Here is a 22,801-nt window from a genome sequence, read left to right on the forward strand (position 1 = left end):
TCACCTTAATTTGGCGTTAAACGGCAAGGAGCATCGGTCAAGATGAAAGGTATCGAAAAAAACAAAGCTCAAAAATTGATTAAAAAAATTGAAAACGGTCAATTTGATGAAAATGATATAGATAGCTTGTTTATGAGAATGAGACCTTACTCAAGCAAGATGCCTGTTTTTCGAGAAATTGCTGATTTTGTTGCTCATAATGATCAAAGGGATCGTGGATTAGCGAATCAATCATTAGAAACAATGTACTTAAGAATTAAGCTTTTTCTAGAGTATAACTCTCCAAAAAAAACTTTAGATATATCTTCTCCTTTTCCTCTGTGGATAAAAAGGCTAATGCTTCTTCAAGTGAGTAAGTTTAAGGACTCAGTTTTGAAAGAGAAATTCAATGTAACTCAACAAAGATTAAAGAGTCGGATTGATAATGCTTTTAAAGAGGATAAGAAAAATAATTTAGCTACATTAAAAGATGGTAAGTTATCTCATCAGACATTAGAAGCTATTCAACATATTATGAGTTATCTAGTTTCTAATGTTGCGTTTACGCAAGAAGATTTAATATCTGAGCTTTTAAGTGTAATTGTTTCAAATAAGCTTGAAATTGAGAAAGATCTTTTTCTTGCTCAATCAGATAAGATTACTCTTTGCACATTACTTTTGATGCACAATGCTACATTTGATTTTAAAGGTCATAAATTGGGTTATACCCAAATTGGTACTGAAAAAGAGTCAATTTTCTGCAACACCAAGTTTGTTGATGTCAATGGAAATGAAATTGATCATGTTGAGACTTTTGGAAATTTACAAGTTACGGGCTGGGTTGTAGTAAATAACAGTGGAAAAGATGTGACAATGGGATATCCAATTATGTCTACAAACTTGGACGCTGAAAGTTGGTGTGTTGATGAATTGTTTCATATAGAACCATTGAATGATGATTTGACAAACCATATGTGCAAAAGGATTAAACTTACAGGAGACTTAACTATTTCTGATTCTTTCAGACTAGAAGAAGTTGCCGTTTAACAATGAGATAAAGGGGTCGGAGTGAATTAAATACTCATTCGCTTTACCAGGCCAAGGTCGCCAGCGATTGAGATGACCAAGTTTTCGATTGGAAAGAAAGATCGGACAGGCACAACACTGCACGTACAGATTGCAGCCGCTTTTGAACCCCATCGGTGCCGCTGAGGGTGTTGCTGAAAATGGCGTAGCGAGGCATGGATGCCGAAGCAGCGTCAGTCGAATCAGGGATGAGCGTCTGGCGCGTTAGCCAATTTTCAGCATAAACCCGAAGGGGCTTTCGGCACCGTCAGGGGTGTCTTTGGGGTTGCAAGGGGTGTTGGACAAGCAACACCCCTTGCCTGGAGGCGGGCTGGAAGGCCGCGATTTTAGGTAAAATTATTCCCCGTTGAATTACTTGTACTTGTCCAATAGGGAAAAAATCACTTTGCGTTGGCTGGGGGAAAAGGTGTAGTAGCTAAAAGAGGTTTCACCATAGACTTTATTTTTTATGACGACCTTTTGTGGTGGTAGTCGAGTGATGTTGTAGCCTTCATAATCACCCCTCTTTATATGTGAGACATATTTATCATCCTGGAAGCTGATCCCCTGTTCTTCTATCCGTAGCAGATGTGTCCCCGACTTGAACCTGGTGTAAATATAGACAAGCCCAAGCGCTGGGATAGCCAGTCCGAGAAGAATTTCGAAAGTAAAATCGATATTAACGCCTAAGAAACTCAGGAATATCAACGCGGCGATGAAGTAGATGCCGTAGATAAGTACTTCATAACACCTTGAGAAAAAGTCTTGGAACCTTGACTGTTCAAACGTCATATATCTTTCCTATGTAGCCTTAAGTCTTTAATCGAAACAAGATCTGCTCAAACCATAGTACCAGAGCGGGTTTGGAATAGAAGAGTGTGTTAGTAAGGGTAAACCGCGATATTTTCAGAAGGTGTTCAACATTCTGTGTCACGTTAAAAATCACAGTTCGATATATGCTTCCTGTCGTCCTTCAAAATGGATGGACTAAAAAAGAGGGCAGGCACAACACTTTCAGGTTGCACTAGATGCTCCCCATCGAAGCCGCTTTGGTTGTTGGGTTGAGTGAAACGGGCAAGCCGAGATAGGGATATCGAGGCAGCGACCGTTGAGCTGGGAGCGAATCGGTCGCGGTGGCCGTTTTCAGCCCATAAGACCAAAGTGCTCGGCTTCGTCGGGGGTCGCTGGGGGATTGGACAAGGGGGCAAGTCGATACTGCCCCCTTTCCCCGGGTGAAGCCTGGAAGGCTTCGATTTCCAGTCGCTTGCAAAGCGACTTAATTTGATAAAAACACGCAGGTTTTCCCCTGCAATCCTCCGTGTGCCGCGCAGAGCGCTTCGGCGCCAGCAAGTGACAGAAGGGTTCTGTCACTTACCTTAAAAGCCGCTTCGGTCCTTTCCCCAGGTGAAGCCTGGAAGGCTTGGCTTTAAAGCCGCTCGCAACGCCCACCTTTGCACAACAAACCTTGCTTCAGCGAAGCGTGAAAAACGCCGGTTTCCCCTTGTGCCCACGCTGGGGCAGGGTGATGGTTTCGGTGTAGGTGTCGGAGTAGCCGTCCTCATCGGTGACTGTCAGGCTGACGCGGTAGCTGCCTGCCCGGGGGAATTTGTGCAGCGCGGATGCAGTGCTGGCGCTGTGTCCATCGCCAAAGTCCCAGCTGTAGCTGAGGCGATTGCCATCTTTGTCGCTGGCCTGGCTGACAAAGCGTGCCCTGAGCCCTAGGGAGACAAAGCTGAAGTCGGAGCTGGGGGGATAGTCGGCGTCCAGGGTGATGGCATCGACTGAGGCATCGCCTTTTTCTCCATCGACCTGATAGTCGAGACGAAACTGCACTTTTTGACCAATAAAATCAGCCAAATCGACCTCGGCCAGCTCCCAGTTGCCGTCGGTATGCTGCGGCCCAGTCATTTGCCAAACCGTCTGCCACGACTGGCCATCGTCCACCGAGGCCTGCATCGACAAGTTACCCATATCGGCGCCATACATATTGAAATGAAAGCGCATGCCGGGTGCGGCAACGGCGGTGAAGTCGAAGCAGGGGCTTAACATCACCACATGGTCGCCGGCGCTGATGAAGTCGTCCATATTGCTGGTATCGACGTGAATAAAGCTGTGGCCATCCACCGGCTCGTCGGCGCCGGTGCGGGAGGATGAGGTATCGCTGTCAAAGCGCCAGTTGAAGCGGTTATTTTTCACGTCCTGCACCCAGGGGAAGGCGGCAACTGCGTCGTTGAGATTGAAGCCTTCATGATGGGGAAAGCCTGTAACTGCGCCTGAGTTGGCACAGGTGGGCACGCTGCGGTTGGCACCGTAGGTATTGAGCAGATGGTACTTGTCGGTGGCGACGATTTTTTGCATTCGCCGCTGTTGCTGGGCAGAAAAGTGCGTGCGGCAACGGTTGCTGCCGCCGCTCATAAAGTTTGCCGCGTCCGGGGCGTAGGGTACGCCTTCGCTGTCGAGCAGATCGCCCTGATAAACACAGTTCTGAATGTATTCGTCTTTGTCCGGATCGGCCGGGGTATCTATGATTTTGTCGCCGTATTTCCAGCCTTCCGGCCCTTGGTGGAGCGAGATGGGGCCGTCGCTGTTGCTTTGGTAGGTGTGCAGCAGGCTTAAGTTGTGGCCAATTTCGTGCACCGGGGTGGTTCGCACCAGATCCGATGGGTCGACCTCAATGGCGTCGGTGGCTTCGTAGGGCCACCAGGCATGGCCATTCTTACCTTCAAGCTCGGTCACTATGATGTTGTAGCTGTTCAGCGCAAAGAAGGGCCGCAGTAACTCCTCTTCGTCGGTGTCCCAGCCGTCTTCGGGATTGTGAAAGCCGGGCACATCCTCATTGGTGATATACAGAGTATCGCCATGGATAAACTGCAGCCCCATAGGCGCAAACCCCTGATTCAGCTGGTCAATGCCTTGCTGAAGCATCTGTTGTGTGGCCTGCGCTTCTGTACCGGTTTTATCTTTTGCGGCCACCAAAAAGCGGATGCTTATGGGGCTGTTTTGAGTGGGGGCGGCATGCGCTGCACCAGCCGCTGCGCACAGGGCAGCGAGTGCCACGATTTTTGAGCGTAAATGTTCCACTGGATATTCCTCTGTCAACGTTCATCAGGGTGAGTTGGCGCTTGTTATGGTTATGTCGCCTTGTGATTGCGTGCCCGATGCTTCATCTGACATGGGAGAGCAGACGCTGTAAATTTATCCAACCTCGTTTTTAGGTCGTTTATTTCTCTTTTTCTGGTTGATGGTGCTGTATTGGGTGGGCTTGTTGTTGGATTTGTCCTTTAATCTACTTATTTGCTGCTCTTTATGGCTGCTGGTTTAATTCAGGGGTTGCCACAGTCCCGGGAACCTAAGCTGATAGAGGTATTGGGAATAAAAAACCAGCCTTATGGCTGGTTTTCGTATGTTAGCTTGGCTGGCAACGGGCATAGCTGCCAAAAGCCTCCGCCTTAGGCTAGAGGGTCCAAAGGTCGATAGCGTGCCACCGAAGCAGGTAACACAACGCCCTGTGCCTTGAGGCTATTTACCCGATGTAAATAGGCCGCACCGGTCAAAAGGTGCAGCGCCAAATCCACTGCGCGGCGCTCGCGGTAATCATCAAGGTAAGTTCCCTTCGACCAGCCGTTAAAGGCCCCCAGTGCTGGGCCTGCCCAGATTTGATAATCCATCTCGCGGCCAGCCTCGCCGGTATTCGACCAGCGGCTGGATAGCCCCAGATACCAGCGGAAAATCAGCGCCATCTTGCGCTTCGGGTTACCCTCGGCGCGCTGAATTTGACTTGGGTCTCGGGCCATAAAGTGCTCCACCGTGCCTTGCCAGATATCATCTAGGCTGGCGCGAAACACCTGGGCTTCAAGCTTGGTACGCTCATCGGCTGGAATGGCCTCGATGCTGTCATAGCGGCTGTAAATCTCATACAGCTTGTTGGCGCGCATCGGGAACAGGGTGCCACGTTTGACCACCTGCAGCTTCACGCCCATCTCGAACATGTCGGCGGCAGGAGCCATGGTCACATCGGCCATCTCTGTGGTGGCCAGCAGCTTTCGGGTGTGTTCGCTGGCACCGGCCTCGATACAGGCCTGATTGATGGAGCCGGTGACGATAAAATCCGCGCCCATGTTAAAGGCCGCCAGCGCCGCATCCGGGGTGCCTATACCGCCGCCAGCGCCGACGCGGATGGGGGTGGCAAAGGCGTGCTGGGCTTGCAGCTCGTCTCTGAGCGCCAGAATGGTGGGCAGCAGAGTCACCAGCGGGCGGTTGTCGGTGTGGCCGCCGGAGTCGGCTTCGGCGGTGATGTCATCGGCCATGGGCACCAGTAGGGCAAGCTCGGCCTGCTCGGCGCTGATATGGCCCTCGGCTACCAAGGCATCGAGCATTTTTTTCGGCGCACTCTTCATAAAGTGGCTCGCGACCTCGGTGCGGCTGATTTTGGCGATAACTTTGTTTTTAATGACGATATTGCCATCTTTATCGCGGCTTAAGCCTGCGGCGCGGTAGCGTACTATGTGCGGGGTCAGCGCCAAAAAGGCCGAGGCTTCTACCGTGTGTACGCCGTGTTTTAAATAGAGTTCCACCGCGCCTTGCTCCAGCGCAGGTTCACTGGGGCTGTGGATGAGGTTAAAGGCGTAGGGGCCATGGGGCAGCTCGGCCTGAATGCGCTTGATGGCGGCTTCAACCCGTGCGGGCACCAGACCTGCGGCGCCAAAGGAGCACAGGATGCCTGCTTTACCAAGCGCAATTACCAACTCTTCCGAGGCAATGCCATTGGCCATGGCGCCGGCGTAGTAGGCGTATTTTACCCCGTGGCAGCGGCGAAAATCCTCACTGCCAAGCTCGGTGGCGGCAAAGGGCGCGGCAAAGGCGGCAACCGGCAGTAGCCCAGGCTTTCGGCCTTGGTCGGGTTGAGCCGCTGCAGCCTCGTGGCTGAGGCAAAGCTCATCACCGGGTAATTTGGCCACATACAGGGGCTTATTCAGCTCAAGCAATGCCGACTTGAAGGCGTCCACATGGCTTATGCCCGAGGCTTGGTCTATGGCCCATGGCCAGTTAAAGGCTGTGCTCATCTGTACTCTCTTTTAGGCGCCGAAGCGCCGTGTTTATTCTTGTAAATTTGCGGTTTAGCTGGCGTATTCATCGCCCCTCAGGCTTCTTCAATGGCAAGCGCCAGGTCGCTGATTTCGTAAATGCGCAGGCCATCTTTGGCAAGCCAGGCGTCGGCCGTGAGGGTGACGCGGCCTGTTTCCCTTTCAACGGCGGTGATGTGCAGCTCCAGCGACATCTGCCTGTTTAGCGGGCTGATTTGGCCACGGTATTTCCACTTCACACGGCTTAGGCAGTGATTAAAGCGCGGATTAGCAAACTCATTCCCAAGACCCGCATCCAGCGCGAAGCTTGAAAGCAGCTCGATAATGGCCTCAACCCCCAAAGAGCCCGGCATCACAGGATCCTGATGGAAGTGGAAGCGGAAGAACCAGTCGCTTGGGTCAATGGTGCGCTCGCCGTACACATAGCCAAGGCCCGCCTTGCCGCCGCCGCGAACGATATCCACCTTGTCGACAAAGTTCAGGCGGCCGCCGGGCAGGCGCAGATGGGGCTTGCCGGGGGCGGCCCGATACAGGGCGCAGCTGTCGTCGCGAAGCTTATAGCTGATGTCGGGGCTGAGGTTCTTTTCTTCAATCCAGGGCGTGGTGATTTTGCCGTTATCCAGCCCCAACTGGTGGGTAAGCGCCTCTGCCTTGAAGTAACCAAACACTGCCTTGCCCTCATAGAAGGGCTCACCGTCTGCCGCCAGCGCAAAGCTGAAGGTCTGGATGATATTGGTGCCGGACATCACTGTGCTTAACAGGCGCGAGTCGTTGCTGATGGTCTTGCCGCGAAGGTCTATGTCTTTAATGAGCGTGCCTTCGCCATCGAGATTACGGAAAAACAGTTCAAGCCCCGGGAAGCCCAGGGTGGTGCCCATATAGCCCGAGATAAAGCCGTTTGGCTGCAGGGCGATTTCCATCAAAATGGAGTAGGGCATGCGCGCCGGATGGCTGTTTTCGGCAAAATACCAGGCCTTGGGTGGCACTTCGTACTCGCCGAGGCAGGATGCAGGGGATTTGAAATCGCCGCGCTTACCGTTAACTTCCACCACCCGGGTGGTGAGCTGCAAGTCACCGCAGGGGGTGCGCGGCGGAATAAGGCCACGGTACACGGCGAACTCGGGCCCGAAGCAGTTTTCGATATTGCCGGTGGCAAACTCGAACAGGTGCCAGGGGGTGAAGGGCACTGAATCCGGGGAGCGATTTGCCGATTTTGCTGAATTGTCTGTCGTCAGCGGCGCTTCGATATGCTTCACCGGCACCACCCCTTTGATTGGCGTGGCGCTCAAGTCTGGCTCATGGGTCATCAGCGGCGCATCGATGGATGCCTGACGGCCTTCGAGCAGTGCCTTGTTCACATTAGCGGCAGTGTTATCTCTGGCGGAGCCATAACGATGACAATCCTCATCTTCCTTGAGCATTACCCCCAGGTTTTGGAAGTCCACCACCACTTTACCGTCGAGGATGATTTCGATATTGGCCTTGGCCCAGGGGGAGGGGGTAAGGCCTATGTCGGTGACTTCCATGCGGTAGCTTAGGCGATTGGACTGGGGCAGTACCTGACCGCGGCAGCGCACCTTTTGCGGCGCATCCTTTAATGGCTGGAAACGGCCATTTTTGGTGAGTTTGTGCAGCCCCAGGTGCAGCATGTAAAACTGCAGCAGCTGACCACAGCCTTCGGCCATCAGTGAGCCTGCCATCACCTGATCGTCTTTGAAATGACAGGGGAAATACCAGTGGTCCGGCTCAAGCTGCTTATGGCCTTCAATAAGGCCAAGGCCCCAGGCGCCGCCGCTGACATCCACCTTGCTCACTTCTTCAATCATCAAAAACTTTTCAGAAGCAAAACAGATGGATGGCTGATGGAAGCCCAAATCGTGGCTTGGACCGAAGCAGCCCGCCACATCGGCGGCGAGCAGCCGCGACACCTTATCGTAACCAAACTGGGTTTTATCGCAGGCAATCAGCGGCGTGAAGCTACGTGGATTGGCCATGGCGGCGCTGCGCTGTTTGATTTCATCTTCGGTGCGGATAACCCCTTTGCCGTCGGCAAGCTCGGCGTCGGTAAAGAAACCGGCGCAGCCGCCATCCATCTTGAGGATAAGCCTGTCGCCCACGAAGCACTCGTAGGAGAAGAAAAACAGCAGGGTGTCGCCGTTGCGGGCGTAGTTATTGATGGAGATATCGTACCTTAGGGTATCGCCTCCACGGGGCAGGTCACCAAGGAAGGTAAGGGTGCAGTCCAGCAGGCGATAAACCCGCTCGCCCTTGTTTTCAAGGTCGATGCCGAGGAAGGAGATAAGCATCAGATCGCACTGACCCGATTCCACCGCTACCGCCCAGGGGATCTGGCCGTCCACCAGATAGGGCGCGTCCACCGGGATATCGTATTCGGTGGTCATGGTGCTTGGCTTATATTCGCCAAGCTTGGCATTGAGTTTGGTCACCCGCGACACCAGCAGATAGTCTGTGGTGGGCAGTCGTACCCGGCGCTTGTAACTGTCGATAATGGCGTAATCGGGGCCAAACACAGGGGCGATATCGCCCTCGGCGTACTCAACCAAATCGGCATAATCCCAGATGCAGTCTTTCACCGCTTGGCTTAATGGTTTTTGTGCCGCTTGGTTTACTGTTTTTTGTGCCGCTTGGCTAAGCGGCTTTTGTGCAACTGCGGCTGGTGTTGCCAGCTGGGCCTTGGGCAGGCTCGCTTCCACCTTGGGCAGACTGATCTCCACCTTCGGCAAGCTAACTTGCAGCGGCTTATTCTCGCTCACCGCCGCAGCGATGGCGGCATTGTTTATCTCACCCCTGCTTATCTCACTAAAGCTGCCCGCCATCAGGGCGCGGGCGAGTTTAAGCCCGGCCTCGCGGCTTTGCAAAAATGCCTGATGGGCTTCGAGGGCCGCCAGATGATTCTGCACGCTTGGGCCGCTTAGCTGCTGATTGCCTAGGGCTGGGGTGCCAAGAGACGGGCTGGCAAGGGCTGGGCTGCCAACAGCCTGCGGGCCTGGCGCCATGGATTGGGCGTTATTCTCAGATTGGTTGTTCATTAGTTTATGAGCAGGGGCTGTTTGAGCCGGGCTTAGGTTATCTGATACGGGCGCGGTGGCCTGAGCATGGGCCAGCTTGGCGCGAATGTCGGCCTCGAAGGGCAGCTCGGCGGTTAAAATATGCTGGGCGATGTCGCGCCCGCCCAGGCTGATTTGCTGAATAAGGGTTCTGCAGGTCTGGGGCTTTGCAACACCATTGCTTCCAGCACCATTCTTTTCTGTACCAGTACCTGAGCCACTGGCTATGCCATTTTCAATGCGCTGCTGCAGCAAAAGGCGCTGCGACTCGCTTAGGCTCATGCCAAGCACTGCGCTGTGGCGCTCACCATCCTGCAGCACCCTGGCGCTGCCGAGTTTGCCCTGCTGCATGTTCAGCAGGCCGTGAATAAGGCTTGCCATACCGGCAGCGGCAAAGCTGTGGCCGAGGCGCGCACTGGCGCTTGGAGCCTTGAGCGGGTAGCCGCCCCGCACGCTTGGGCTGTGTTCAATCAAACAGCTGTGGTCCAGCGCATCGGCCTCGACAAATTCCGGGGCGCCAAGGGTGGCGTAGCTTTGCGATGATGTGCCGGGTGATGTATCAGTGCTGGCTTTCAGCACCAAAGCTCCTGCGCCTTCACCCGGGGCAAGCCCCATCGCTTTCAGGGCGGCCTGATGATGCAGCACTTTCTCGGCCGAGCCGGAGAGGTCGACTGCGGCAATCACAATGGCATCGAGTTTGTTGGCCAGCTGTGAGTCAGTGCTTGCCAGCAGGTTTTGCGCCACTTCGATGGCGCGGGCCACCGACAGCTCGCCCGCCGAAATGGTAAAGGCGGGGCCACTGAAATCCCACAGGCTTGCGACCCGCGAGGCCATGATATTGCCGATGTAACTGGTGTACTGATTCAGGCTCGCTGACGGCAGCACCGCATCCATGGCGAGTTTCTCAAGCGCACTGTATTCATCATCTGAAAGTGCGATGCCCGCAGCCTCGAGGCTCTGGGCAATCTGGCTGTGCAGATTCACCCGGCCGCGGAACTGGTGCAGCTCAAGCTCGGTTTCCATGGCGACCAGCACGGCCACATTGCTGCCGGGGGCGAGTTTGGCATCGCGAATAGCCTCGTCGGCCACTTTCATCAGCAACAGCTGCTGGGCCACCAACCTGTCATTGGGGTGAGGCGGCAGCTTAAAGCGCAGGAAATCCAGCTCAAAACTGTCGATATAGCCGCCCTCTGGCGCGCTGGAGCCGTCTGCTACCAGCGATTCAAGCCCTTTCCAGCGGCTCTTGCCGGGGGTGGCGGGCAGGGGGATAAGCGCGGTTTTATCTTCAGCAATCAAGCTGTTAATCGCCTTGAGGCTGTCTGCTTTGCCAAAGTGGGCGCCAATGCCTGAGATTTCAAATGCTTGCGGGGCGCTGAGTATGGAGGATACGGCGGCAGATTCTGCATTAGCCTCGGTCAGAGCATCGGGGGACTCCAGCACCAAATGGGCATTACAGCCGCCAAAACCGAACACCGACAGACCTGCCAGCGGCGCGCTGTTGCCGGTTTTTTGCGGCCAGCTTATGCATTCAGCCGGGATTTGTGCCTCGCCAAACAGGCCATTAGGGGATGAAATGGGGCTTTGCAGCCGCACACTTGGTGGCAGCAGCTTGTGCTTCATTGCCAGCATCAGCTTGATGATGCCGGGCATGCCTGCGGCGGTAAGCAGATGGGTCAGGTTGGATTTTACCGAGCCAATCTTGGGGGCCGCGCTGCCATCAAGATGCTTTTCGAAAAACTGCTCGAGGGAACTCAGCTCGACTTTATCGCCAAGTGGCGTGCCGGTGGCGTGGCACTCGACAACCTCCACTTCGGCCGGGCTTATACCGCTGTCATCATAAGCGCGCTCGAAGGCTTTGACCTGGCCTTTGCTGGCCGGGCTTAACACAAACTGGCCGCGGCCATCGTTGGACAGGCCGACACCACGAATGATGCCGTGAACTGTGTCGCCATCACGGATGGCATCATCGAGGCGCTTTAACGCCAGCATGCCTGCGCCTTCTCCGGCAAAGAGACCGCCGGTGTTTTTATCCAGCGGCGCCGAAAACCCGGCTTCGGGGAAGGCGTGGAAAATTGAAAAGCCCATGCTGATAAAGAAGGGGTCGGCACCGCTCACAGCGCCAGCCAACATCAGGTCGGCCTTGCCGGTGGCAAGGTAATCGCAGGCAAGCTTGATGGCGTACACCGAACTTGCGCAGGCGGCATCGAGGCTTAACTGTGGCCCTTCAAGGCCCAGACTCTCGGCAATCATGGCCGAGGCATCGGCGGCGGTTTCCTGCTGCCAGGGGGCTGCTGCGCCCTGGCTTTCTGCATTAAAGGGCTGCAGCGTGGGGAAGCCCGGTAACCTTTGTTTGAGCGCCTGCTCGACCCGCTGGTGATAGAGCGGGATCATGGCGCGGTTGGAGGCCCTGGTCGGAAACGACAGGGTGCCCATGATAACCCCGGTGCGACTGGCATCGAGCTTGACGCCAAGGCTCACCTGTTTGGCTACATCGAGCGCCCACAGCTGATGTTCATCGAGCTGGCTTGCAAGTGCTGCCATGTCGCCGGCAGGTTTGGCAAAGCCCTCGGGGCTGAAGCGGAAACCGTCAACATAGCCGCCCTTATCGCAGTAGAAGCGATCGCTTTGACCCTGCTCGCCAAGGTAGGCGGCCACGGGCGCGCCCAGTTTGGCATCGCTTAACTGGGTGTGGGCATCGCGGCCAGCTTTTATCAGTTCCCAAAAGGCATCGATATTCTCGGCGCCCGGGAAGCGGCCCGCCATGGCAACCACGGCAATGGGGCAGGCTACTGAGTGTGTCTGCCGGGTGTTATTTTTGGTTTTATGGCTCAAGGTGTTGTCTCTTGGGCGGTGCGCTGCGCTGAGGTATCGACAGGGCGCAGGCGGGATAAATTCATCGGAATGCCGTGGGCAATCAGGCGGGCAAGCAGCTTTTGCAGTGCCTTGCCCTGCTGGCCATCGGTGGGCTGAGCCGTAAGGCGCATCAGCTTGTCATCGCCAATGGCCTGCACTATGCCACTGGCTTCGCGTCCGGCGCCCACTTCAGCAAAAATACGGCCACCGGCCTTGTAGGCGCGCACGATAAGCTCATCGAACTTAAGCTCGTTGGCAAAGGTGGCGGCGATAGCGGCGGCGATGCTGTCGGCATTGGCGTCAAGCTTGTCTGCGCCGGCGCTTAACATCAGCGGCAACTGTGAGGGCAGAGCCTCAGCAAGGGGACGCTGGTAGAACTCGCCAAGGGCTGCTTCAATCTTTTTGGCGGCAGGGGTATGCATGGCGGTAACGAGCTTGGTGTCGAGCCCGCGTTTTCCAAGCTGTTTCAATAGCTTTTTAAGCTCAGTCTCATCGCCTGCCAGCACTGTGCTGGGCCCCTGGGCGATGGCGATTGCCACCTTGGGGAAGTCTTGCAGCAGTGGGCGAATATCGCTGGCGTGAACTCTCAGCACCAGGCTCTTCCACTTGATGTTGGCTTCTTTGGCGAGCTTCCACTGGCCTCTTACCGCGCTGAGAGACCCGGAAATTGCGTCGTTGAAAAGCGGGCTTGCCAGGGTGTCACCCACCATGGCGAAGGGGTCTTGCCACAGGCCCTGGGCCGCGACCATGGCCGCTTCACCCATGGAATAGCCAAGGGTGATCGCAGGCTTAATCCCAAGCTCCTCTTCGAGAATTCGGGTCATCAGTACGCTGGCGCCAACGCCGGATACCGCAAGCTCGGCCAGGCTCGGGCTGTCACCCAGCTCCCGTGGCAGCAGCACGCCGTCAAGGCCGCTGAGTCCATGTTGGCGACAGGCTTCATCGAGGGCGTCGAACACTTTGGGGAAACGCAGGTGCAATGAGTCGAGCATTTCAGCGCTGGCGGTGCCGACGCCGGGGTAGACAAACGCAAGCCCGGCTGGGCCTGCGGGATTGGGCGAAAACACGCTGCCTGCCGGGGTCGATAACTCAATATCGTCACGCAGGCTTTCAGCAAGGCGCCAGGACAGGCTCGCAGCTTCGGCGGCAAGGGCTTTGGCATCCTGTCCCACCAATACCAGCGCGCGGCAGCCCGGGGTCATCTCATCGAAGGCATTGGCTATCAGCGCTTCCAGTGCCTCGGTGGAATCGACCGCGCCAAGCTCGGCCTGAATTTGGGTCAGGCGGCGCTGAATGGCCGACCAATCGCTGCCCGGCAGTGCCAGTGGCAACAGCCAGGGCAGTTCGTGGCCATTCAGTCCAAGGGCCGTGCGGGCGGAGCCCTGAGTCAGAACCAGAGTCTGACTTGCAGCCTGGGACGGGTTACCCACCAGTGCCAGTACCCGCGCCTGATAGCGGGGGTGGCTCCAATAGCCGCCATACACAGGATGAGTGCGGCCCGCCAGCAATTCGGCGTGCTTGATGACAGCCTCAAGGCTTGGGGCATCAAACAGAATTTCCGCCTCGGCGGGCGTGCGTCCGGCCTGTGTCAGCGCCTGATGTATGGCATTCTTACCGGCGCCGAGCCCCTGCAGCAGCGCCAGCGGGTGCAGATGGGCTTTGGCGGCATCCAGTGCCGGCATCAGCACCAGATTGGTGTCGGTGCCAAGGGATACCGGGCCAGTGGCAGCAGCGCTGACCAGCGCTTGCCAGTCCGGCTCGGCGTCGCTGCAACTGGCAATGCCTGTCGGCAGTTTCGCCAATCGACACAGCGCCAGACGCAGCGGTTTGGGTGTTTCCTGAGTGTGTTTGTCGGTGCTCATATCCGTCATCAGTCCCTTCGATTACCCCTTGGCTGGTTTGGCAGCCTGAGTCTCAGTGCCCTTGCTGCCATTGGCAAAGGCTTTATCCAGCGACTTGCTGATAGTCACCCTGGCGCCTTCCATGGCACAGGCAAGCTTGCCCGCGCCATCATAGAGTGCCACATCGGCGCTGAGCTGACGGCTTGAGTGCGTTTTCACCCACAGACGGATATGGCCGGTTTCACCGTGGCCAATCACCCGCTGTTGGGTGAGTTTGCTAAGGCTGGCTGGCAGGCTGGCTGCATCATACTTAAGCCGCGCCCACACCAGCAGCGCCTGCAACAGCGCATCCTGCTGGGCAAGCTCGGCATAATCGGCATCGGTATCAGCGCTGAATGGCAGCGGCAGGGCATAGCTGCAATAAAGACCTGAATCATCAAAGCGTTGCACATCACCTATGACCTGCAGCGACGGGCCGTGGAACAGGCTGGCGTCCTGGTACAGCTGGCTGCCTGTGATAACCGGCTTTTTGGCGCTGATGGCCTTGTCGGTGGCTGGGATGCTGGACTCAGTGCCCGCAACACCAAGGCTCAGATTGGCCTGGTACTGAGGACGGCCATCAGAGTCGATTTGCGCGTTCAGGCCTGTCTCAGTGGTAGTCAGCGTTAAGGTCAGCTGCTTCTCATCGCTGTCGAATACCACCCCTTTGAGCAGGCGATAGTCGGCAATCTGCCAGCCATTGTCTGGCTGTGGGAAGCTGCTATTGGCGGCGCGGCGGATCCAATTCAGGGCACAGACGGTGGGCAGAACGCTGTTGCCGCCAAGTTGGTGATCGGCGAGGATCCCCAATGCCTGGCGCTGTATGCTGCAGCCGATACTGACGCTGTGCCCATCAGGCTTTTTTGCCGAGGGCGCCTGCTGATCGCCAGCCTTGCCAGAGCCCTGCATGCTGGAGCCCACCAAAATCTGGCAGGCGCTGCGACGCTGCACAGCTTCGGCAAACAGGTTGGCGCCAAGATCCCGCGGGATCACATACACGCCACGCTCCGTGAACATCTTTTTCAGGCTCTCGTTGACCATGCCGCCGTCCCATGGACCCCAGTCAAACGCCACCACGCGGCGATTGCCGCTGTTGCCCAAACGATGGGCGGCCTTGTTCAGCACTTCGTTGGCCATGGCGTAGTCGCTCTGCCCCTTGTTACCGTAGAAACCGGCGGCCGAAGAGAACAGCGCCACCAGACGCAGATCCTTAAGCACATCCAGCAGGGCACTGAGCCCGCCGACCTTGGTGCCAACTACCCGGTTCAGTTCATCCAGGTTTTTGTCCTGAATGAGTTTATCGGCCAGAACTCCGGCGCCGTGGATAAGCCCGGTAATCGGGGCGAGCGCCTGGATAGGCGACAGCGCTTGCTCAACCGCAGCGGCACTTGAAACGTCCAGAGCCAGATACTCGGCGCTGGCGCCAACGGCTTCGAAACGTTGAACGGCGTTTTGGATCTCGATGGCGCTGATAAGCGGCGCAATCATGGCCTCAACATCTTTGGGCAGTGGCCGCTTACCGCTGGCCAGCAGCTCCTGGATCGCCGCCTGTTTCAGGGCCTTGGCATCCAGCCCTCTGGCCCAGGATGGAAACTCGGCTGCTGGCAGTGCCTTGCTGCGGCCCGCCAGAATAAAGTGCGCGCCGGTTTCTTTGGCAAGCGCCAGGGCACAATCGAGGGTGACCCCTTTCGCGCCCCCGGTCACCAGTATTTTATCTGTGCTGTTTAAGCTGGTTTTGGGATGATTTTCAGTCAGTTCGCTGGCAATTAAGCCAAAGCGGCCCTCTGAGCTGATCCCCCATTCCAGTTCAGCATTGTTGCCATTGTCCACGCCATAGAGGGCGTCGATAACGGCATCGGCCAGGGCCGCAGCGTCCAGCTCGGGCGCAACATCAAGGGCGCGGCAATGGGCCGTGGGCCACTCATGAGCCAGGGTTTTGGTCAGGCCAAACAGCGCCGCCTGATTGAGCTCGAAGGGGCGATCGCCAAGACCCAGTTTGCCGTCCATACGTGCGGCGGTAATAAAGGCGCGGCGCTTGTCGCTGCTTGCGCTAAAGCCGGCGGCCAGATGTTTGGCAAACAGGAAGGCCAGTGACACCTTGGCAAAGGCGGCATCGCTGAAATAGCAGTCGTCAGCTTGCTCACTCTTCGACGCATTTTTTGATTCATTTTTTGATTCAGCGATGTCTTGCGGCTGCAGGTGAATAAAGGCTGAGACTTCACCCACGGAGCGCACCAGCTCGGCAACGGCTTCGTCACTGTCATCGGTCAGGGTTTGGGCAGCGATGCTGGCATCCAGCACCGACTGGGTGGCGAGGGCCTTGGCCCGCACTACGGTCACCTCAAGCCCTTTACCTGACAGGCGACCAGCCAGCACACCGGCGTTGTGGCCATCATCGAGGATGATCACCCGGCCATTGGCGGCAAACAGGCTGGAAGCCGAGTCGGCCTCGAGTCTATCTGCCGCTGGCAGCTTTTTTAGGCTGACCCCCGTGTGCGGTGCCAGCTCCAGTGCGGTTTGCTCGTCTGCCTGACCTGAGAATTCACTCGGCAGGGAAAAGGTATCGACGATTTGCCCCAGGGTGCGGCATTCGGTCAGCGCGGCTGCGTCCACTTCGGCAAGGCCCGGCAATCTGTCCTGAACTGTGCCAAGGATCTCCACCCGCTTGATGGAGTCGATACCCAAATCGGCTTCCATGTCCATGGCAAGATCAAGCATATCAACCGGATAGCCCGTTTTCTCGGCCACTACACTCAGCATGGTGTCCAGCACCTGCTGTGGGCTGGGCGCAGGGATTGGCGCTGATACGTCAGCGGTGGCGACCTCGGTTGCCGCGTCTGCAGCTGCTGAGGCTTCAGTTAAGGCTTCTGGGGCGGATGCTTCAGGCGCAAGGGCATCGGTTGCAATGATGGCCTCGGGCTGGAAGGTTTCGGCGACAGCGGCCATCAGCGCAGCGGTTTGCTCGCTGAAGTCTTTCTCTGCTGCAGGCACTTCTACTGCCGTTTCTGCTGCCGTTTTTTCTGTAGTTTCTACAACAGCTTCAACAGGCTGAGTAATTGCAGCTGCGGTGTCGGTTGTTGCGTCGGCAGCCGCTGGCTCCTGTGCCGTTTGCGGCGCCGCGCTATAGCAGCCGATGATATCGGCCAGGGTGCGACATTCTGCCAGCACGGCGGCGTCGAGTTCAGGCAGGCTCGGCAGGGCATCCTGCACAGTGCCTAAAATTTCTACCCGCTTGATGGAGTCGATACCAAGATCTGCCTCCATGTCCATCGACAGCTCCAGCATTTCTGCGGGATAGCCAGTCTTGTCCGCCACTACGGCTAGCATAGTCTGGGTGATATCAGCCGCAGCAGGTGCCGTTTGCGCGCTGCCATTTGAAACTGGAGCTTGAGTAGAAGCATGAGCTTGCGTTGAGCCTGAAGCTTGCGTTGAGCCAGAGGCTTGCGTTGAGCCAGAGGCTTGCGTTGATACGGGAGCTTGCGCTTGAGCAGCCGCCTCAGTCCCAAGCGGCAGACTGGCACTCATCAGGTTGACGATATCGGCCAGGGTGCGGCACTCGGCCATGGCGGCGGCGTCCAGCTCCGGCAGGCCTGGCAGAGCGTCCTGCACTGTGCCTAAAATTTCCACCCGCTTGATGGAGTCGATACCCAGATCTGCTTCCATGTCCATGGCCAAATCCAGCATCTCGGCGGGATAACCCGTCTTGTCGGCCACCACGGCCAGCATGGTTTGAGTCACGTCAGCTGCAGGACTCTGCTGTTGTGGTGCTTCGGCGGTTACTGCGGTTGCAGTTGCCGCAGGCAGGCTGGCGCTCATCAGATTGACGATGTCGGCCAGGGTGCGGCACTCGGCCATGGCCGCGGCGTCCAGCTCCGGCAGGCTTGGCAGGGCGTCCTGCACTGTGCCTAAAATCTCTACCCGTTTGATGGAGTCGATACCCAGGTCCGCCTCCATATCCATGGCCAAATCCAACATCTCGACCGGATAGCCTGTCTTGTCGGCCACCACGGAGAGCATGGTCTGAGTGATGTCCGCCGCAGCGCTTTGATGCGCTGGCGCAGCAGCCTGAGCTTGAACCTGGGGCTGGGCTTGAACAGGGACAGAAACGTTTGCGTTGGCAGGCAAGCTCGCTTGCATCAAATCAACGATATTGGCCAGGGTGCGGCACTCAGCCATGGCGGCGGCATCCAGCTCCGGCAGGCTCGGCAGGGCGTCCTGTACTGTGCCTAAAATTTCTACCCGTTTGATGGAGTCGATACCCAAATCGGCTTCCATGTCCATGGACAGGTCCAGCATCTCGGTGGGATAACCGGTTTTCTCGGCGACGACCTCCAGCATGACCCGCTGAATGTTCGTGCCCGCATTTGTGCCGGCGGCCTGCGCTGTTTGCACAGTGGCTGTCGTCTGAGCCTGAACCTGCGTCTGAACAGTGCCTGGTGTCGACATGTTCTGTACTTGAGTAGCTGTGCTCTGGACTGGAGCCGAAGCAGCGCTCTGGGCAGTTGCCGCTGGCATCACTGCGGCCGCAGTGTTTACCGGCGCTGTGTTTATAGGCACTGGGCTTAAAGGCGCAGCGCTTACAGCTGCAGCGGCAACGTTTGACGGCAGGTATGCCTGACCGGCAAGGGAGCGCAGCATCTGCTCGCTGCTGGCTGCCTGGGTGCGCATAAACTCGGTGTGAATACGTAAGGTTTCCGCCTGGTGCTGGTGGAACAGCTCCAGCGCCCGCTCGGTGGCGGCAGGTACACTTTGACCGGCGGCAGCCAGCTCCAGCTGCTTTTGGATCAGCGCCTGCACCCCTTCACCGTATTGGGTGGGAATGGCCAAAAACTGCTGGTGCAGGGCGGCCAATTGCTGCTGGGCGGCAAACAGGGCATCCAGACCGCCTTGGGTCACTTGCGGCGCCTGGCCAACAGGGGCTTGAACTGCTGGAGCCTGTGCTCCAGCCTGGGTTGCGGGCGCCGCGACGTATTGAGTTTTTTCCACGATTTTCTCTACGATTTCAATTTGTTTGCTGACCTCGCCGTCCTTGAGGGCGGCGGCCATACGCTCGGCCGTAGCCGGGCTTATGTAGTTGCTGGCGCTGAGTTTTATGGTCAGCGCTGACTTGGCCGTTGGTTTGTGGGACAGGTGCTCGCGGTACGGGTCGGGGTTGCCGATGGCAAAGCCGGCCAGTGCCAGCTCCAACGCCGCCAGCTTGAGTTTGCTGTCGGCACGGTGGCTGCCAGCCGATTGCGCCGATTGCGCATCGAGGGACACAATCAGGCAGTCTTTACTGCGCTCACCCAGGATGGCTTCCACCAAACGGCTTAAAGTGTTCTTGGGGCCAAACTCCACAAATACCCGCACGCCGTCGCGGTACAGACTCTCGATTTGCGACTCGAACTGTACCTGCTCCAGCATTTGCGCCTTGAGGCTTTGCTTAAGGCTTTTGCCATCCAGCGGCCGTTTGTCACCGGAGGCGTTGGCGTACAGGGTGGCCTTGGCATCAATGAAGCGCTCTTTATCGATGGCGGCCGCGAAGGGCGCATGGGCATGGCCGACCAGCGGAGTGTGGAAAGCGCCGGACACCGGCAACTCGATGGCACGAATGCCCTCAGCCGCAAGGCTGGACACCAGGGCCTTTACGGCCTCTGTGGGGCCTGCCAGCACCAGTTGGGTCGGACTGTTGTGGTTGGCAATGACCACGGCCGGGTCTTTTTCAAGCAGCTTGTCGAGCACATTTCTGTGCTGGGGCGATGGCAGAATAACCGCTGCCATGGTGCCGGCATCTTTGCCTTCAGGCACCGAGGCCATGGCATCACCGCGCTCGAATGCAAGTCGGTAGTAGCTGTCTTTATCGATAACGCCGGCGGCGCGAAGGGCTGAGAGCTCGCCAAAGCTGTGGCCTGCCACCGCATCGAAACTAAAACCGGCGGCCTTTAATATTTCAAACTGACCCAGGCTCACGGCGCCAATGGCGCTTTGGGCGAAGCGGGTGTTAGTGAGCGCCGCTTCATCGGCTTTGCGCGCCTCAGTATTGAACTTAGGGATAGGAAACACCAGGCTTGATAACTCACCAAAGCCATGGCGACCGGCATAGCCGCGGCGGGCAAATTCGGCATCAGCCGCGCTGAACTCGGCGCGCATCTCGGGGTAGAGCATGGCCAGCTCGCCGCCCATGTTGAGGTACTGGCTGCCTTGTCCGGCAAAGAGGGCTGCGACCTTGGCCTTTTTGTCCATGGCGGCGGCTCTGAAACTCATATCCAGGCTGCGCCAGTGTGCTGCGCCAGCGCTGATTTTGCCGATGGCCTCATCCAGGCTGTCTTTGAGCTCCTGGGTGCTTGCTGCCAGCAGGCCAAGGCGGGGCCAGTTGGCATCAATGGTTTCACCCTTGAGGGTATAAGGAGCCACCAGCGACTCGAAGCGCTCATTGCTGCTGCCCAGCTCAAGACTTAAGGATTTAAGCTCGCCAAGCAGGGCATCCACACTGGGAGCGGCAAACAGCAATGGCACGGGGGCGGTGCGCAGCCGATAGGGCGTGCGTGCGTGATCGCGCTGGTATTCTTCCATCACCAGATGGAAGTTGGTGCCACCAAAGCCGAAGGAGCTGACAGCAGCGCGGCGTGGAATGCCGTCGGGGCGCGGCATCCAGGGGCGCGGCTCGGTGGACAGATAAAACGGCGACTCTTCTATCGCCATTTTCGGGTTGGGTTTGACCACGTTGATGGTGGGCGGCAGCACCTTGTGGTGCAGTGCCAGCGCCGCCTTGATAAGGCCCGCGGTGCCCGCGGTGGACTTGGTGTGGCCCACCTGGGATTTTACTGAGCCAAGGGCAATGTGCTGGCGCTCGTCGTTGCCTTTGGACATCACCATATTCAGGCCACCGAATTCGGCCACATCGCCTGCGGCTGTGCCTGTGCCGTGGGCTTCCATTAAACCCAAAGTGTAGGCGGGGAAACCGGCATCATCGTAGGCGCGGTGCAGTGCCTTGGCCTGACCTTCGGGGCGCGGGGCGTAAATGCTCTTGAATTTACCGTCGCTTGAAGCGCCTACGCCTTTGATTACAGCGTAAATCTTGTCGCCGTCGCGCTCGGCATCTTCCAGGCGCTTAAGGGCTATCATGCCGATGCCTTCGCCAATCATCATGCCTTTGGAGTCGGCATCGAAGGGCTTAATTTTCTCATCCACGGTGAAGGCCGGAGTTTTGGAGAAACTCATGTACATGTAGGCGGAGTTGTCGGTACAGGCGCCGCCGGTGAGCATCATGTCGGCGCGGCCTTCGGTAAGCTCGGTCAGCGCCATCCGCACCGCGGCGAGGGAGCCTGCACAGGCCGCATCCACCACGCAGTTCATGCCGCCCAAATCGAAGCGGTTGGCAATGCGCCCGGCAATCACGTTACCCAGACTGCCCGGGAAGGAGTTTTCTTCCCAGTGGATGTACTGGCTTTGGAACTTTTTAATGAGCATCTCGCTGTCAGCGTCGCTTAAGCCGCTCTCGCGAAACACCTTTTTCAGCACTGGATATTGCAGGCGGGCATTGAGGCTCTGGCTGATTTTTTGGCCGCCGCCTATGCCTAAGGTGATGCCGATTTTGTCGCGGTCATGGCCCGAGCCTTCGCCGATACCGGCATCTTCCAGTACTTCTTTCGCCACCACCAGTGACAAAAGCTGAGCGCTGTCGGTCAGCTCGAGAATATTGGGCGGCAGGCCGAATTCCATCGGGTTGAAATCCACTTCGGGAATAAAGCCGCCACGCTTGCAATAGCTCTTGTCGGCGACCTTTTTGTCGCTGTCGAAGTAGTCGTCCACCTGCCAGCGATCGGCGGGCACCTCGGTGATTGCATCGATTTTATCGACAATCAGATCCCAGAACTCGTTCAGATAGCGGCTGTTGGCAAACAGACTCGCCATGCCAACGATGGCGATGGGGGTGTCCTTGAGACGCTTGTTAAGGCGCAGATCCTTGGCGTCGTGAGTCTGGGACTCGCTCATGGGGCAACTCCTGTGGGCGCCGGGTTTGGCGGCGACTTTTTACGGTTTTTGGCGCTCTTTGCATCGGGAAAGCGCGCCAGAAAGGTTTGATAGTTACGGGCCAGGATTTTCCTGAGCCTGAAGGGTCCATGGTGCAGCACATGGGTGATGTAACGGTCGGCGGCCTCGATGTCGGCATCGCCGCGCTCGTCGGGGTAGATGTCCACATAAACCCAGTCGTGGGCGGGCGCCATGCCAATCAGTACCGAGAAGGAGCCTTCGTCCTCCAGTGGCACATGCATGGCTTCAATTTGCACCACGGTTTGCTCGTCTTCCGCCGGCAGTTTGAGGGTTTGCGCCAGGGTGTGGCTGTTCAGGGTGTAGCGCTCGGTACCGGCATCACGGCAAATCGGCAGGCTGGCGAAGTGCTTTTCCGGCAGCGATTCGTTGGGAGTGATATCACCCAGGCGGGAGACGCCGTGGCGCTTGAGGCAGCGGGCGAGGCCTGAGCGGGACACATTAGGATTGATATGGCGCTGGGTGACTTCGAGCAGCTTATCCAGGGTGAGTTTGAGCTGATACCTGAGGCCTACCACCACGTATTCCTGCACCGGTGTCAGGGTGGTGTTGAGGTGATGGGGCAGATTGGAGCTGTCGGTAACTGTGGCGCGGTTTTTCCACTTTCGGACTGTTGCCGGGGTAATGTTGAGCACACGGGCAAGCTCAGCCACCGGCAGCGGTGACTCCTGAATAAAACGGCGCATCTCCACCGTGGTAGTGGCATTGCGGTGGCGGGCACCCTTGGCGGCGCCTTTGACTTTGTCCGCACTCACGCGGCCTGACTTCCCATATTGCTGTTTTTTATCCTTAAAGAGGGTGTGTATCCGTATGCTGTGGCCAAGAGTGCATCCGTGGGCAT

Annotated in this window: 7 protein-coding genes and 1 pseudogene; 1 reads left to right on the forward strand and 7 read right to left on the reverse strand. The window is 57.2% G+C overall.

Features of this window, described 5'->3' with window-relative positions; genetic code table 11:
- Positions 1 to 42 precede the first annotated feature (42 nt).
- The gene (locus STH12_RS03290) at positions 43 to 1,026 is read left to right on the forward strand and encodes a hypothetical protein (protein ID WP_126166239.1); all 984 of its coding nucleotides are present in this window, start codon (positions 43 to 45) and stop codon (positions 1,024 to 1,026) included.
- Positions 1,027 to 1,416: 390 nt separating this feature from the next.
- Here the strand turns inward: STH12_RS03290 and STH12_RS03295 are convergent, their stop codons facing one another.
- From STH12_RS03295 to STH12_RS03325, 7 genes and pseudogenes are all read right to left on the reverse strand, one after another.
- Entirely contained in the window at positions 1,417 to 1,836 is a 420-nt protein-coding gene (locus STH12_RS03295; RefSeq protein WP_126166240.1) for a hypothetical protein, read from the reverse strand.
- Between the two features lie 678 nt (positions 1,837 to 2,514).
- Positions 2,515 to 4,125, reverse strand: coding sequence for a PKD domain-containing protein (locus STH12_RS03300; protein ID WP_126166241.1), 1,611 nt, complete (start codon positions 4,123 to 4,125; stop codon positions 2,515 to 2,517).
- Positions 4,126 to 4,493: 368 nt separating this feature from the next.
- Positions 4,494 to 5,921 (reverse strand): annotated as a pseudogene (locus tag STH12_RS03305) (PfaD family polyunsaturated fatty acid/polyketide biosynthesis protein); the annotation flags it as partial.
- Between the two features lie 263 nt (positions 5,922 to 6,184).
- Positions 6,185 to 11,959: a hotdog fold thioesterase gene (locus STH12_RS03310; protein ID WP_126169398.1), complete on the reverse strand. Its 5,775-nt coding sequence runs from the start codon at positions 11,957 to 11,959 to the stop codon at positions 6,185 to 6,187.
- A gap of 65 nt (positions 11,960 to 12,024) precedes the next feature.
- The gene (locus tag STH12_RS03315) at positions 12,025 to 13,911 is read right to left on the reverse strand and encodes a PfaB family protein (protein WP_164551133.1); all 1,887 of its coding nucleotides are present in this window, start codon (positions 13,909 to 13,911) and stop codon (positions 12,025 to 12,027) included.
- A gap of 21 nt (positions 13,912 to 13,932) precedes the next feature.
- Positions 13,933 to 21,903 carry a type I polyketide synthase gene (locus tag STH12_RS03320; protein WP_126166244.1) on the reverse strand — a complete coding sequence of 2,657 codons (7,971 nt, stop codon included), beginning with the start codon at positions 21,901 to 21,903 and terminating at the stop codon, positions 13,933 to 13,935.
- Positions 21,900 to 22,715 (reverse strand): transcriptional regulator, encoded by an 816-nt coding sequence (locus tag STH12_RS03325; protein WP_237158728.1) that lies wholly within the window; start codon positions 22,713 to 22,715, stop codon positions 21,900 to 21,902. Before STH12_RS03325 ends, STH12_RS03320 begins: the two co-directional genes overlap by 4 nt.
- Between the last annotated feature and the right edge of the window lie 86 nt (positions 22,716 to 22,801).

The sequence above is a fragment of the Shewanella khirikhana genome (assembly GCF_003957745.1).
Classification (GTDB): Bacteria; Pseudomonadota; Gammaproteobacteria; order Enterobacterales; family Shewanellaceae; genus Shewanella; species Shewanella khirikhana.

Bases quoted from the DNA above. Each gene is read 5' to 3' on its own strand.
- STH12_RS03320 (WP_126166244.1), bottom strand. From the start codon at position 21,903: ATGAGCGAGTCCCAGACTCACGACGCCAAGGATCTGCGCCTTAACAAG.
- STH12_RS03295 (WP_126166240.1), bottom strand. From the start codon at position 1,836: ATGACGTTTGAACAGTCAAGGTTCCAAGACTTTTTCTCAAGGTGTTAT.
- STH12_RS03310 (WP_126169398.1), bottom strand. From the start codon at position 11,959: ATGGCGGGCCGCTTCCCGGGCGCCGAGAATATCGATGCCTTTTGGGAA.
- STH12_RS03290 (WP_126166239.1), top strand. From the start codon at position 43: ATGAAAGGTATCGAAAAAAACAAAGCTCAAAAATTGATTAAAAAAATT.
- STH12_RS03315 (WP_164551133.1), bottom strand. From the start codon at position 13,911: ATGAGCACCGACAAACACACTCAGGAAACACCCAAACCGCTGCGTCTG.